Source organism: Rhodococcus sp. 06-1460-1B (assembly GCF_002258475.1).
Taxonomy (GTDB): Bacteria; Actinomycetota; Actinomycetes; order Mycobacteriales; family Mycobacteriaceae; genus Rhodococcoides; species Rhodococcoides fascians.
Genome location: NZ_NOYS01000012.1, coordinates 1 through 14213, shown reverse-complemented (window position 1 = coordinate 14213; position 14213 = coordinate 1). Strand labels below are relative to the sequence as shown.

The window sequence follows — 14213 nt, the reverse complement described above, 5'->3', positions numbered from 1 at the left end:
TTACCTATCAGTCGTCCGAGTCGAGCTCGGCTGCCGGATCGGGTTTCGATCCGCGGTTCTTGGTGGAGCGGGTCGTTCTGGGGTCGGTGTCCATGCTGTCACTGATCTCGTCGATCAGGTCCACTCCCGGCAACAGCGGTGCCAGTTCGGGTAGATCACCGAGCGATGCGAGCCCGAGCCGTTCGAGGAACAGCTCGGTGGTGCAGTACATCGTGCCGTTCGTCTCCGGGTCCGTTCCTGCTTCGGAGATCAGTCCACGGGCGAGCAACGTACGCATCACTCCATCGACATTGACTCCACGTACGGCGCTGACTCGTGCGCGGGTCAACGGTTGACGATAGGCGATCACGGCCAGGGTTTCCAATGCTGCACGTGTGAGCTTGGACCGAGCGCCGTCGAGCAGTAGCCGTTCGACGTACGGCGCATAGGCGGTTCGGGTGTAGAAACGCCACCCGTCGCCGGCGTAGCGGAGGTCGATTCCGCTGCGACGTTCGGTCAGTTCCGCGGCCATCCGGTTCAGGGCGGCGCGTACGCGGGCCACCGACGAGCCCACAGCCGATGCCAGTTGTTCGTCGGAGGCGGGAGTATCGACGATGAGCAGAACCGCCTCGAGTGCCGCCGCGAGCGTGTTGTCGTCGAGTTCGCCCGACTCGTCGACATCCTCGAGCTCGAGTTCCGGGTCGGCATTCATGCGTAGTCCTCTTCCGTGACCACGATGGGTCCTTCGTCCTTGCCGGTCCAGCTCACTCGAAGATCGCCGAGTGGTTCGGGTTGCTCGAAGGCGATCACCTGTTGCCGGAACAGTTCCAGCAACGCGAGGAAGCGCGCGATTATTTCGACCTGCACCTCGCAGTCCTGCACCAGCTCCGAGAACGATGCCCACTCGTTGAGTCCCCGGCCCTGCAGGTTCTCGAGCAACCACTCTGCCTGCTCGGGGATCGAAACCGCATGCTGATGAATGTGGTCGAGGCCCACTTGCGGGATCGGCTTGGGCCGAAACGCTGCGGCTGCGATGTCTGCGAACCTGGCCGGATCGACCCCCAGCAACACCTCGGGAATCAGATCGGCGAATCGATCTTCCACCGACACCGAGCGCGGATAACGCCGCAGCGCAGCGGCTTCCAGCTCACCGAACAGCAGCGCGACTTGCTTGTAGGCGCGGTACTGCAGCAACCGGGCGAACAGGAGATCGCGCACCTCGAGCAACGCGAGATCCTCGGCGTCCTCCACATCACCCGACGGCAGCAGACGAGCCGCCTTCAGATCGAGCAACGTCGCCGCGACGACGAGGAACTCCGTTGTCTGATCGAGTCCGACATCGGCACCGAGCGATTTGGTGAACGAGATGAAATCGTCGGTGACCGTGTGCAGAGCCACCTCGGTGACATCCATGCGGTGCTGACTGATCAGCGACAGCAGCAGATCGAACGGGCCCTCGAAGTTGAGCAACCGAACCCGGAATTTCGACGGATCCGCGTCGGCGGGAACCTCGATCGGGGCCTGGTCGGCAGCGTCGACCGTCACGGACCCGACCGGTAGATCACCTCGCGCGCAAGAGCGCGGTACGCCTGCGCGCCGCCGGATTTGGGAGCCCATGTAGTGATCGGCTCACCGGCAACGCTGGTCTCGGGGAACCGGACCGTGCGAGTGATCACGGTGTCGTAGACGACGTCGCCGAACACCTCGACCACCCGCGTCATCACCTCGCGCGAGTGCAGCGTGCGGGCGTCGAACATCGTCACAACGATGCCCGCCAGCTTCAGTCGCGGGTTCAGCCGATCGCGCACCTTTTCGACGGTGTCATTGAGGAGAGCCAGGCCGCGAAGACTGAAGTACTCGCACTCCATCGGAATGAGGACCTCGTCGGCACAGGTCAGCGCATTGACCGTCAGCAGGCCGAGCGAGGGCTGGCAGTCGATGAGCACGTAGTCGTAGCGGTCGAGAATGGGGTGCAGTACCCGTCCGAGCGTCTGCTCACGACCCACCTCGGTCACCAGCTGGATCTCGGCCGCCGACAGGTCGATATTGCTCGGCATCAGATCGAGATTGTCGACGCGAGTCCGCATGATGATGTCGTCGGCCGACACCTTCGCCTCCACGAGGAGGTTGTAGACCGTCAGATCGAGTTCGTGATGTGCGACGCCCAAGCCCGCGGACAGTGCGCCCTGCGGGTCGAGGTCGACAAGCAGCACGCGACGGCCGTAACCGGCCAGCGAGGCACCGAGATTGATGGTCGACGTCGTCTTGCCGACGCCGCCCTTCTGGTTGCACATCGCGATGATCTTGGCCGGGCCGTGACTGGCCAGCGGCTGCGGATCGGGAACCGGCCTCGTCTTGCGACCGGTGGGTCCGAGCTCGTTCGGAGCAGGAATGATGTCGCGTGTCTCCCGACTGGATTCCGGTTGACGTGTATGGAAAAGAGCGCCATCGCTGTGCGGATGAGACGGATGCGTTTCGCCGGTATCGGGGGTGACGGCGGGCTGCACGCCCCACGACGGTTCCGAGGCTGACTCCGCCGCTGGCGGCTGCGGTGTCGACACGTTCCAGCGCTCCCCTGTCCCGTTCGTCTTCGAGTAGTTCACGCAAACGCTACCGCTTGACGCGACGGCATTGTCATCGGACACGCTGACACACGATTGCCGACCGCGTGCTAGCGCGCTCGCGGGTGCGCACCCGCCCACACTTCACGCAACGTCGTGACGGTGACGAGGGTGTAGATCTGTGTCGTGGTCACCGACGCATGGCCGAGCAATTCCTGCACGACACGGACGTCGGCACCGCCGTCGAGCAGGTGCGTCGCAAACGAGTGCCGGAGCACGTGCGGCGAAACCCCGGCCGTGATTCCGGCCCGCTGCGCGGAGTCCTGCAGCACTTGCCAGGCGCTCTGCCTCGACAGTCGACCACCGCGCACATTGAGAAACAGCGCCGGATTCGAGCGGGCGACGAGCCCTGGCCGCCCGCGCACCAGGTACGCGTCGACCGCCTCGATGGCCGGCCGCCCCACCGGGACGACTCGGTGTTTCCCGCCCTTACCGCGCAGGAGCACCGAGCGAGCCTCGGTGTCGATGTCGTCCACATCCAGACCGACGGCCTCGGAGATGCGCGCACCGGTGGAGTACAGCAGTTCGAGCAGTGCGCGATCTCGCAGACCACGCGGTGCGTCGGGACCGGCAATGGAAGCCGATTCGAGCAGCGCCACGACCTGGTCGACGGGCAGCGACTTCGGTAGTCGTTTGGCCGGCTGCGGCGGCTTCACCTCGCTCGCGACGTTGCGCTCCACCATGCCCTCGGCCAGGGCGAAGCGGTGCAGACCACGCACGGCGATCAGCGTTCGAGCCGCCGAACTGGCTGCGAGAGCCGGGAATTCGTCGTCGCCGCGCCGGAGGTAGAGCACGAACTCGGTGATGTCGTTCTCGGTCACCTTGGCCAGATCGGAAATTCCGTACCCACTTAGAAACCGCTCGTACCGCACCAGATCGCGACGGTACGACGACACCGTGTTCGGTGCCGACCCGCGCTCGACCACCAGATGATCGAGATACGTCGCAATCTGATCGCCGATCACGGTGGCTACTTTCGTGAACTCTTCCGAGACTCGAATGCCGTGGGTCGATCCGCCCACGGGGCGTCGGCCGGACGCAACTCGGTGCCGGTGGCACGAGCTGCCGCCAACGCGAGCACTCCCGACACGGCCGAGGCGTTGACGATCTCCCCTGCCAACGCACGACGGACGGCCTCGTCCATCGGCACGAAGGACAGCTCGATGTCTGCCTCCTCGTCGTGTGCCTCCGGGCGATCGACCTCACTCAGATCCTCGGCGAGGAAAATGCGTACCGCTTCGTCGGTGAATCCGGGCGAGGCCAACACGTCCACCAACACCGACCACTTCCCGGCCGCGAGACCGGTCTCCTCGGCCAGTTCGCGCTGCGCCGCCAACACGGGCTCCTCCCCCGGCTCGTCGAGCAGGCCCGCGGGCAGCTCCCAGAGACGACGCCCGATGGGGTGCCGGTACTGCTCGATCATCGCCACGCGGTCCTGATCGTCGACGGCAAGAATGCCGACTGCGCCGTGATGCTCGATCACTTCTCGCTCGGCGCGACGCCCGTTCGGCATCGCCACCTGATCGAGCCGCAACGCGAGGATTGCGCCGGAGTACGGAACCTCCGAACCGAGCGTCGTGAATTCGTGTCTGGAGTTCTCGCTCATCCGACGGTCTCGGCCTCGGCGTCCGACTTCTCCGCCGCAGCGGTGTCACCGTGAATGTCGACCGGCAGCCGCTCGGCAGCCTTGTACTTCAGTGCCGCGTTGATCAGCGACGCGAACAGCGGATGCGGACGGGTCGGCCGGCTCTTGAGCTCCGGATGCGCCTGGGTAGCAACGAAGAACGGGTGCACCGATGCCGGCAACTCCACGAACTCGACCAGATGACCGTCCGGGGACGTGCCGCTGAAGACCAAGCCGCTCTTGGCAATTCGATCACGGTAGACATTGTTGACCTCGTAACGGTGACGGTGCCGCTCCGAGACGTTCTCGGTGCCGTACGACGCCGCGACGACCGAACCCTTCTGCAGCGTCGCGGGGTACGCACCGAGGCGCATGGTGCCTCCGAGGTCGGCATCGCCGGCGACAGCGTCCTCCTGGTCGGCCATCGTGGAGATCACCGGATCCTTGGTATCCGGATCGAACTCGGCCGAATTGGCATCGGTCAGGCCGACCGAACGAGCCGCCTCGATGACGACGCACTGCAAACCGAGGCACAACCCCAACAGTGGAATCTTGCGGGTACGAGCGAACTCGATGGCACCGAGCTTGCCCTCGATACCGCGAATGCCGAATCCGCCGGGAATGAGCACGGCATCGACATCGCCCAACGCAGCCTGAGCCCCCGCAGGCGTCGAGCACTCGTCGGACGGAACCCACTTGATCTCGACCTTGGCGCGATGAGCGAATCCGCCGGCACGCAGTGCCTCGGTGACCGAGAGGTAGGCGTCGGGCAGGTCGACGTACTTGCCGACGAGGCCGACGCGCACGGTTTCGCGAGGCTGGTGGACGCGCTCGAGCAGTCCGCCCCAGATGGTCCAGTCCACGTCACGGAACGGCAGACCGAGCTGCCGGACGACGTAGGCGTCGAGGCCTTCCTTGTGCAGCACCTTGGGGATGTCGTAGATCGACGGGGCATCGGGTGTGGAGATGCAGCCGTCGACGTCGACGTCGCACATCAGCGCGATCTTGTTCTTGAGCCCAGGCGGCACGTCGCGATCGCACCGCAGGATCAACGCGTCGGGCTGAATGCCGATGCTGCGCAGTGCTGCGACGGAGTGCTGGGTGGGCTTGGTCTTGAGTTCACCGGACGGTGCCAGGAACGGGACCAGCGACACGTGCAGGAAGAACACGTTGTTGCGGCCGACGTCGTGACGGACCTGCCGCGCCGCTTCGAGGAACGGCTGCGATTCGATATCGCCGACGGTGCCGCCGATTTCGGTGATGACGACGTCCGGCTGATGGCCCTGGAGGTCGGGACCGTTCATTGCCAGGATGCGACGTTTGATCTCGTCGGTGATGTGCGGAATGACCTGAACGGTGTCGCCGAGGTACTCGCCGCGACGCTCCTTGGCGATGACCGTCGAATAGACCTGGCCGGTGGTCACATTGGCGAATCCGGACAGATCACGGTCGAGGAAGCGCTCGTAATGGCCGACGTCGAGGTCCGTCTCCGAGCCGTCCTCGGTGACGAAGACTTCACCGTGCTGGAACGGATTCATCGTGCCGGGATCGACGTTCAGATACGGATCGAGCTTCTGCATGGTCACACGCAAGCCGCGTGCGGTCAGTAGCTGGCCGAGGCTGGACGCCGTCAGACCTTTTCCGAGCGAAGACGCGACGCCTCCGCTGACGAAGATGTGCTTGGTGTCGGAACGCGACTGAAGGCGTGACAATGAGGCTCCCGTGACGAGTCTGCAGGGCTTGCTCCTATCAGGGGGCTGATAAGAGAGGTAAAGCGTGGAAATTGGGCCTGCTACCCACGGGACTTCACGGTAACACCAGTACGTACCTCACCGCCAACGACACGCGTATTCGACGCGAGCGCCGATCAACTCACCGGCGCACCCACGGTGACGGCGTTCGCGTTCGCTCCGGTGCCGTAACGGCCCGAAGCACCGTCCAGTTGCTCCGCCAGGGCGAGAACTGTGGTGATTCGACCTGCTTCGCGATCGACGTTGTCCACCGTGCTGAGCGCAGACGACAACGCCGAGTCGGCTCGCACTACCGCGATCGAGCCGTTGCCCTCGGCCGCACCGGAACGACCTGCCAGTACCGCACCTGCTCCACGTGAATCGAGAGCTCCGGCGAAGCGAGCGACGATGGCACCGCGGTTGCCGTCCTCGACATCCGAGGCACCCGAACCGGTGACCACCACGGCCAACTGCGCCGGCGCGACCGCACCGTTGTCGTAAGCGATGAACCCGCCGCTACGCAACGTCTCGAGAGCGAGAGACAGCTCCTCGGGGGTCGATTGCGGCTGCGCCGTCTGCGCATTGAGCAGCAACACCGAACCCAGCAGGTCGCCCGCCAGACTTCCCTGGTCGACCGCCCCGGTACGCAACTGCACACCGGCCGGAATGACGTTGGTCAGTCGCGTGCGCAGATCGTCGCCGTTCGCCGCGGACACGAACGAATCCGTCAGCGACACCCGACCCGTGACCGTGGCACCGGACGCCCCGATCGAACGCGTGACTCCGTCGACATCGCCGGGATCTGCATCGGGCGTGGTGATGACCACGACACTGCGATCGACGAGGGTGTCTCGGAGTACTCGACCCGAGACCGCCGCATCGAAACCGTCGGCCGAGTTCAGCTGCTCGCCGAGCTGATTGTTGGTCGACTGCAGATCGTCGACCTGATTCTCGAGACCCGTCTTGTCGTCGCGCAGACCCGAGACCAGTCCGCTGGACAGCAGGCCCGAGCCGAGGACGATGCCGATGGCCAACGCAACGAACACGGCAGCCAGCGAAATGGCATGTTGGCGAAGCGAAATCACGAAAGCAACCCCTGGAACCACAGTGCGAATCGGTTCCACAGATCGATCGCCCAATCCAAGGATTCGCCGCCGATGTTGGAAACGGCCAACGCCACGATCACCGCAACGAGCGCAGCGAGAATGAGCAGGGCAATTGCACCGCCCGACACGCGGCTTCGGTACAGCGTGGCCACCGCCTTGGCGTCGACCAGCTTGGCACCGACCTTCAGACGCGTCATGAACGCGGCCGGGTTGGTGTTGCGTCGTCCGCGATCGAAGAATTCGTCCAGGCTGGCCGGGCTACCGACCGACACGATCAGCGACGCACCGTGGTGGTCGGCCAACAGTAGTGCGAGGTCCGCAGCAGCACCGGTCGCCGGAAAGGTCATGGCCCCGATACCGAGATCCTGGATGCGTTCGAGACCTTGGGCGTGGCCGTCCGAATCGGCCGGAAGTACCACTTCTGCACCACATTTGAGTGTCTGCGCCGTGACGTCCTCGGGGTCGCCGACGATCAGATCCGGGCGGTGTCCCGCTTTCATCGCTGTGTCCGCGCCCGCACCGACGCCGATGATGACGGGCGAGTACTCCTTGATGAACGGCTTCAGATTCTTCAGATCCTCCGCGTGCCCCGGCCCGTCGGCAACGATCACGACGTGACGACCCTTGAGGTCGATGTCGATGTCCGGCACCCCGACGCCGTCGATCAGCAACGGACTCTCGGTCCGAATGAACTCGATCGTGTTGCCCGAGAACGCTTCCAGATGGTCGACCAGCCCGGTCTTGGCCTCGATCATCTTGTCCGAGATCTCGGCTTCGCTCTGCTCCTCACCCTTGGCGAGGCGGCGATCGCCGGTGTAGACGCCACCGTCGTTGAGCCGGATCTTGGTGCCGTCCTTGATCTTCTTGAAGATCTCGGTGCCGGCCGAGTCGATCAAGGTGATCCCGTTGGCGACGATGACCTCGGGGCCGAGGTTGGGATAGCGGCCGGAGATCGACGGCGACGCGTTGACGACCGCGAGCACCCCGGCCTCGACGAGCGCATCTGCGGTCAACCGGTCCAGATCGAGTTCGTCCAGAACGACGATGTCGCCGGGGCCGACCCGCTTGAGCAGCTTGGCCGTGTTGCGATCGACTCGCGCGATCCCGGTGATTCCGGGCAGCGAATCCTGACTACGTGACAGCAGTGCCGGCATCTTCATGCCCACCATGATGACCCGATCGACACGCCCGGCCATGGAGGCGCGCCGAAACAACTACCACACTGATCACATCAGCACCAAAAGTTACAGGGCAGCTCGATCTGCGTTTGCGGTGGCCAACAGCTCCTCGGCGTGCGCGCGACCGGTCTCGGTGTCGTCGAGCCCCGCGAGCATCCGGGCGAGTTCGACGACGCGTTCCGAGGACGACAACGTCCGGACTCCGCTGTTCGCCGCCCCCTTCTTGGCGTCGGTCTTGTCCACCACCAGATGCGTGTCCGCGAATGCAGCAACCTGCGGTAGGTGGGTGACGACGATGACCTGATGGGTACGAGCCAGCCGACCGAGCCGACGACCGACCTCGACCGCGGCCCGACCACCGACTCCGGCGTCGACCTCGTCGAACACCATCGTCGCGCCCTTGTCGGAACCCGCCAGCACCACCTCGAGCGCCAACATCACCCGCGAGAGCTCACCGCCCGACGCGCTCTTGCTGATCGGCAACGCCTGGGCGCCGTCGTGGGCGGACAACCGGAACTCGACCTCGTCGACCCCGGTACTACCCGCATGCAACTCGGCACCGTCGACGACGATCGGTGCCGTGTCCGACGGTCCGGCCGGCAGCGATCGAACATCGATCTGCAGCTTGGCTTTTCCCATCGCCAGTCCGGCCAGCTCGACGCTGACGGCTTTGGACAGCTTCGTCGCCGCTTTCGACCGGGCAGCGCTGAGCTTGGACGCGGCCGCCGCTACATCGACCGCAGCCGACTCGACACGCGCACTCAGCTCCGCGAGCGCGTCGGCAGAGGTATCGATCCGAGACAAACGTTCGCGAGCGTCCTCGGCCCACGCGATGACACCGTCGACGTCGGCGGCGTACTTGCGCGTCAGAGACTTCAGCTCGGCCTGCCGGTTCAGGATCGTGTCGAGAGCTCCTGGATCCGACGGGAGATCCGACAGATACGTGGTCAGGTCGGCACCGATGTCGCCGACGACGGCCATCGCGTCGTTCAACCGGGGCAGCAGTTCTGTGAGAGCAGCGTCGTCGGCGTGTTCGAGACGCGATCGTGCCTCGCCCAGCAGATACAGCGCAGACGTGGTGTCCGACGCCTCCTCGGTACTCCCGACGAGAGCCGCGGCGGCACCCTCGGCCGTTTCCCGCAGCGAATCGAGGTCGCCGAGCCTGCGCACATCCTCGGCCACGGAGCGATCCTCACCCGGCTCCGGTGCCAGGGAGTCGATCTCCTGCAGGCCGAACTGCAGCCGGTCCGCTTCCTGAGCCAATTCACGGCTGCGTTCGGTGCGGTCGATCAATTCGTTGCGTGCGTCGAGCCACGTCTTACGGGCGGCGCGATACTTCGCCACCAGAGAGGCCACCGAATCACCGGCGAATCTGTCGAGTGCACCGAGTTGCTGATCGGGGCGCAGTAGCCGCAACTGATCGTTCTGGCCGTGCACTGTCAGCAGCGAATCGGTGAAGTTCGACAGCACCGATGCGGGGACGCTTCGTCCACCCAGATGTGCACGTGAGCGGCCGTCCGAATTGACCGTTCGCACGGCGATGATCGAATTGTCTTCGTCGCGTTGACCTCCCGAGGATTCGAGCACCTTCTCGACGTCCTCGATCACCTGTTCCGAGGCGGTGTCGGTGCTGAATCGACCCTCGACCACGGCCCTTTGGGCACCGAGCCGCACCCGACCTGCATCGGCGCGTGCACCCGACAGCAGATGCAAGCTGGTGACCACCATCGTCTTGCCGGCCCCGGTCTCGCCGGTGAGAACCGTCAACCCCTCGTGAAATTGTGCGCTCGCACCGGAGATGACTCCGAGGCTGTCGATCCGAATCTCTTCGAGCATCCCTACCTCGCTCTCCCCCGCCACCCGGTCACGGGCAGTTCGAATTTCTTGACCATGCGATCGGCGAACGGTGCCGAATCCAGGCGAACCCACTTGATGGGCGATGCTCCCCGTACGACCTCGACGCGTGCTCCCGCCGGCAACCCCAATGTGCGGCGGCCGTCGCAGAACACGAAACCATCGTGTCCGCCGGCATCGATCTCGACGGCGATGATCGACTCGGGGCTGGTGACGAGCGGACGCGCGAAGAGGGCATGGGCGTTACTCGGAATGACCAGTATGGCTTCGAGTTCCGGCCACACCACCGGCCCGCCTGCAGAGAACGCATACGCCGTCGACCCCGTGGGCGTCGACACGAGCACTCCGTCGCAGCCGAACGCGGAGACCGGACGCCCGTCCACTTCGAGAACGACCTCGAGGACCCCGAGCCTGGAACCGTTCTCGATGCTCGCCTCGTTCAGGGCCCACCCACGCTCGACGACCTGGTCGCCTACACGGATGGCAATGTCCAACGTCATCCGCTGTTCGATGCGATAGTCGCCGGCCATGACCCGCGCCAGCGCGTCCTCGAGGTGGTCGGCCTCCGCCTCGGCGAGAAACCCCACGTGGCCGAGGTTGATACCGAGAACCGGGATGTCGGCCGCCTGCGCGAGCTCGGCCGCTCGCAGGAACGTTCCGTCACCACCGAGAACCAGAACCATCTCGCACCCGGCGGCCGCATCGGGACCGAACTCGACGACGTTGAGCCTCATGTCCGCCACGAACACATGGTCGTGTTCCTCGGTGTCCGATGCCTCGATCTTGGACGGTTCCACTTCGTCGACGAGAACCCGCAGACAGATACCCGCTTCGTCGAACACTTTGCCCACTCGGCGCGCCGTCTCGGCGATGTCCGGCCGGCCGGGGTGTGCGACGAGAAGAATCTCCCGAACGGACTCCTGTGTCGGTGCTGCATGGGACGGAGTCACTGTGGTCCTTCCTCGATCGCGTGACGGACCAACTCGGTGACGTCCACGTCGGTACGCGGCGAACCGTCACGTGCGCCCGCCTTCAGCCACAAAAAGTACTCGACGTTGCCCGAAGGTCCCGGCAGTGGGCTTGCGGCGACCGCCTCGACTCGCAGGTTCGACGCAAGCGCGGCATTCGCGACGTCCTCGACGGCCTCCGCCCGCAACGCCGGGTCACGCACGACGCCGCCGGAACCGACGCGGTCCTTGCCGACCTCGAATTGAGGCTTGACCATCAACACCATGTCCGTACCCGACGTGGAGCACGCGACGAAAGCGGGAAGAACGAGTTTCAGAGAGATGAACGACAGGTCTGCCACGATGACGTCGACAGGGCCCCCGATCGTGTCGGCATCTATCGAGCGCACATTGGTGCGATCGATGACGTGCACGCGTTCGTCGGATTGCAGCCGCCACACGAGCTGGCCGTAACCCACGTCGACCGCAACGACCTCGCGCACACCGCGACTGAGCAAAACGTCGGTGAAACCTCCCGTGGAGGCACCGGCGTCGAGACACCGCGCGTTGTCGACGGTCAGACCCAGCGGCTCGAACGCGTCGAGGGCACCGAGCAATTTGTGCGCGCCGCGAGACGCCCAGCTGATTTCGTTGTCTTCCTCGGCCACCAACAGCGGAGTGCCCGGCTCGACGGCGGTAGCGGGCTTCGAAGCCACGGTTCCGGCAATCTTCACCCGGCCTGCTTCGATGAGTTCGGAGGCGTGTTCACGAGATCTGGCCAATCCACGACGGACCAGTTCTGCGTCGACACGTGCGCGACGGGCCACGTCAGGTCTTGTCGACGGTCGTCAAGGCCCGAACCAGCACTTCGTGCGCCCGGTCCAGCACACTCGCATCACGCGCCAGGGCGTCGGAATCGACGGCCTCCGAGTCGAGGCCTGCCTCCGACCCGATGGTGAGCTGCGCGAGCAGCGACGACACCTCGGCCCTGATGCTGTCCGGATCTGCGGACGACTGTTCGCCGGCCGCGTTCGGCCGGTGTTGTCCTGGGAGTGGAATCGACGCGCTCATCACCTCTCACGCTATCGGATGGGTCCGACCAACGCCCGCTCGCGGCCGACTGCACGAACCCGTGTCAACAACCCAACAACGAGCGCAGATCGGCGAGTCCATCCCCGTCGAAGCGAACATCCGAGAATTCCGAACCCGACCACGCAACATCGAGGACGGCGAGCAGACCCTCGAAGGCGTCCATCTCGGCAGCACCCTCGAACCGCACGGACAGGACCTCGTCGTCGATGCCGACCGTCCAGCCATCCTTACCGGCTACCCTCGACGCCGACTCGTCCTTGTTCAGAACCCCGAGATCACTACCGATGTGAGTGGGACGCAGGTGCTTCGGAGCACGAAGCAACTCTGGAGCGGTACTGACACCCGTCAGGACCAACAGCGACGGGAGGGCAGCTTCGTTCGCGCCTGCTATATCGGTATCGAGCCGGTCCCCGACCACGAGCGCCGACTTGGCACCACTTCGCTCGACGGCGTCACGCATGATGGGAGCCGCGGGCTTGCCTGCCACGGTGGGCTCGACGTCGGTGGCATTGCGCACTGCTGCCACCATCGAACCGTTGCCGAGAACGAGGCCGCGCTCGGTCGGAAGAGTCGCATCGACGTTGGTCGCGACCCACAGCGCGCCCGCACGCACAGCCAGCACCGCCTCGGCCAACATGGGCCACCCTGTATCGACCGAATGTCCCTGGACCACCGCAACCGGCTGGTCGTCGGCAGAGCGCACCGGCGTCAATCCGACCTTCGCAATCTCGGTCGCCAAGGCGTCGGTACCGACGACGAGGACGCGTGAGCCAGGATCGAGTCTGTCCGCGAGTACTCGGGCTGCTGCTTCGGAACTGGTGACGACAAATTCTGCTGTGGTGTCGAAACCGAGTTCGCGGAGGTGTTCGGCGACATCGCTCGGTGCGCGACTGGCATTGTTGGTGACGAAGAACTGCTTCTCGGAACCACCCGAAAGCGCCTCCACTGCACCCGGAATGGGTTCCTTGCCGGCGTAGACGGTGCCGTCGAGGTCGAGCAGCAGAACGTCGTGGGCGTCGCGCAGCAATGTCACCGACTGCCCCCGGACAACTCCTCGACCCGCTCTTCTGCGTCGGTTTCTCCATCGACATCTGCCGCGGCAGCGTTGAGGAACCACTTCACACCCTCGTCGACGCGACCGGCAGCAACGAGCGCATCGGCGTAGACGTAGAACAGACGAGCCGCAGCCGTACCCGACCGGGACGCGTCGAGATCGGGAGTCTGAAGGGTGACGACGGCCTGGTCGTACTGATTGAGATCCATACGAGCGCCGGCGACGACGATTCGAAGTTCCGACGCCTCTTCACCGGTCAATTCCCGTGCTTCGTCGCTGCGACCGAGTTCGATGGCCCGCTCGGGGCGACCGAGTCCGCGTTCGCAGTCGGCCATGACCGCGATGAGGCCGGGGCCGCCGGCCATTCGACGTGCCGCCCGCAGTTCCGACAGAGCCTCCGCCCATTCACCCGCGTGATACGCCGCGATACCGGCCGTCTCGCGTACGACGGCAATGCGGCCGGCCCGCTGACGAGCAGCGCGCGCGTGCAGCAGCGCCAACTGCGGATCGTCGTCGAGCAGGCGGCTGGTCATCACGAGGTGACGGGCCACAGCAGTGGCATTGTTCTTGTCCAAGCTCAGCAGATCCCGGCGCACTGCCGGCTCGAGCTGCCCGGCTTCGACTTCGTCGGGCAGATCCGGCTCGTCTGGCCGCGGGGGTCGACGGTCGGACGATGCGCTGTTACCGCGGCGATCGCCGGAGAACCCACCTTCCCCACCACGCCTGCGGGGAGGACCGTCCGAACGACGCGGGTCGGCGCGACGGTCCTGAGCGCGGGGGTTGCGATCTCGGGACTCGTTGGGGCGATTGCCACCGTCTGCTCGGGAGGGGCGACGATCGTTGTTGTCTTCCGACACGGGCGTCCTTTCGGATTTTCGGGTACAAACGCAAAAAGGGGACCCACCAAGTGGGTCCCCTTCTTACAACGGGTGTTCGGCGGTGTCCTACTCTCCCACACCCTGTCGAGTGCAGTACCATCGGCGCTGGAGGGCTTAGCTTCCGGGTTCGGAATGGGACCGGGCGTTTCC

The 14213-nt window shown here is 65.1% G+C and carries 14 protein-coding genes and 1 rRNA gene; all 15 read right to left on the bottom strand.

The window, feature by feature from the left end; all coding sequences use genetic code 11:
• Window positions 1–7 precede the first annotated feature (7 nt).
• Complete coding sequence (gene scpB, locus CH268_RS04260; RefSeq protein ID WP_094662531.1) at window positions 8–691, bottom strand: SMC-Scp complex subunit ScpB; 684 nt, start codon at window positions 689–691, stop codon at window positions 8–10.
• A complete protein-coding gene (locus CH268_RS04255; protein WP_094662529.1) occupies window positions 688–1524 on the bottom strand; it encodes a segregation and condensation protein A in 837 nt (278 codons plus the stop codon). Before CH268_RS04255 ends, scpB begins: the two co-directional genes overlap by 4 nt.
• Window positions 1521–2486 (bottom strand): ParA family protein, encoded by a 966-nt coding sequence (locus CH268_RS04250; protein ID WP_048320374.1) that lies wholly within the window; start codon window positions 2484–2486, stop codon window positions 1521–1523. The genes CH268_RS04255 and CH268_RS04250 overlap by 4 nt, the downstream gene beginning before the upstream one ends.
• 164 nt (window positions 2487–2650) lie before the next feature.
• A complete protein-coding gene (xerD, locus tag CH268_RS04245; RefSeq protein WP_027497213.1) occupies window positions 2651–3565 on the bottom strand; it encodes a site-specific tyrosine recombinase XerD in 915 nt (304 codons plus the stop codon).
• Window positions 3566–3570: 5 nt separating this feature from the next.
• Window positions 3571–4206, bottom strand: coding sequence for an NUDIX domain-containing protein (locus CH268_RS04240; protein ID WP_032366114.1), 636 nt, complete (start codon window positions 4204–4206; stop codon window positions 3571–3573).
• A complete protein-coding gene (locus tag CH268_RS04235; protein ID WP_027497215.1) occupies window positions 4203–5936 on the bottom strand; it encodes a CTP synthase in 1734 nt (577 codons plus the stop codon). The genes CH268_RS04240 and CH268_RS04235 overlap by 4 nt, the downstream gene beginning before the upstream one ends.
• A 155-nt stretch (window positions 5937–6091) precedes the next feature.
• The gene (locus CH268_RS04230; RefSeq protein WP_032370606.1) at window positions 6092–7039 is read right to left on the bottom strand and encodes a copper transporter; all 948 of its coding nucleotides are present in this window, start codon (window positions 7037–7039) and stop codon (window positions 6092–6094) included.
• Window positions 7036–8220 (bottom strand): putative cytokinetic ring protein SteA, encoded by a 1185-nt coding sequence (steA, locus tag CH268_RS04225; protein WP_032366203.1) that lies wholly within the window; start codon window positions 8218–8220, stop codon window positions 7036–7038. Before steA ends, CH268_RS04230 begins: the two co-directional genes overlap by 4 nt.
• Before the next feature lie 84 nt (window positions 8221–8304).
• Complete coding sequence (gene recN, locus CH268_RS04220; RefSeq protein WP_176457838.1) at window positions 8305–10074, bottom strand: DNA repair protein RecN; 1770 nt, start codon at window positions 10072–10074, stop codon at window positions 8305–8307.
• Between the two features lie 2 nt (window positions 10075–10076).
• Window positions 10077–11042 carry an NAD kinase gene (locus CH268_RS04215; RefSeq protein ID WP_027497219.1) on the bottom strand — a complete coding sequence of 322 codons (966 nt, stop codon included), beginning with the start codon at window positions 11040–11042 and terminating at the stop codon, window positions 10077–10079.
• The gene (locus tag CH268_RS04210) at window positions 11039–11866 is read right to left on the bottom strand and encodes a TlyA family RNA methyltransferase (RefSeq protein ID WP_094662525.1); all 828 of its coding nucleotides are present in this window, start codon (window positions 11864–11866) and stop codon (window positions 11039–11041) included. Before CH268_RS04210 ends, CH268_RS04215 begins: the two co-directional genes overlap by 4 nt.
• Before the next feature lies 1 nt (window position 11867).
• A complete protein-coding gene (locus CH268_RS04205; RefSeq protein ID WP_027497221.1) occupies window positions 11868–12110 on the bottom strand; it encodes a hypothetical protein in 243 nt (80 codons plus the stop codon).
• Window positions 12111–12174: 64 nt separating this feature from the next.
• On the bottom strand, window positions 12175–13164 hold the full coding sequence (locus CH268_RS04200; protein WP_094662523.1) for an HAD-IIA family hydrolase: 990 nt from the start codon (window positions 13162–13164) through the stop codon (window positions 12175–12177).
• Complete coding sequence (locus CH268_RS04195; protein WP_080729252.1) at window positions 13161–14042, bottom strand: tetratricopeptide repeat protein; 882 nt, start codon at window positions 14040–14042, stop codon at window positions 13161–13163. The genes CH268_RS04200 and CH268_RS04195 overlap by 4 nt, the downstream gene beginning before the upstream one ends.
• 74 nt (window positions 14043–14116) lie before the next feature.
• A 5S ribosomal RNA gene (gene rrf, locus CH268_RS04190) occupies window positions 14117–14213 on the bottom strand; the annotation flags it as partial.

Excerpts from the sequence above, each read along its gene's own strand:
- steA (WP_032366203.1), bottom strand. The coding sequence starts at position 8,220 with ATGAAGATGCCGGCACTGCTGTCACGTAGTCAGGATTCGCTGCCCGGA.
- CH268_RS04205 (WP_027497221.1), bottom strand. The coding sequence starts at position 12,110 with ATGAGCGCGTCGATTCCACTCCCAGGACAACACCGGCCGAACGCGGCC.
- CH268_RS04240 (WP_032366114.1), bottom strand. The coding sequence starts at position 4,206 with ATGAGCGAGAACTCCAGACACGAATTCACGACGCTCGGTTCGGAGGTT.
- scpB (WP_094662531.1), bottom strand. The coding sequence starts at position 691 with ATGAATGCCGACCCGGAACTCGAGCTCGAGGATGTCGACGAGTCGGGC.
- recN (WP_176457838.1), bottom strand. The coding sequence starts at position 10,074 with ATGCTCGAAGAGATTCGGATCGACAGCCTCGGAGTCATCTCCGGTGCG.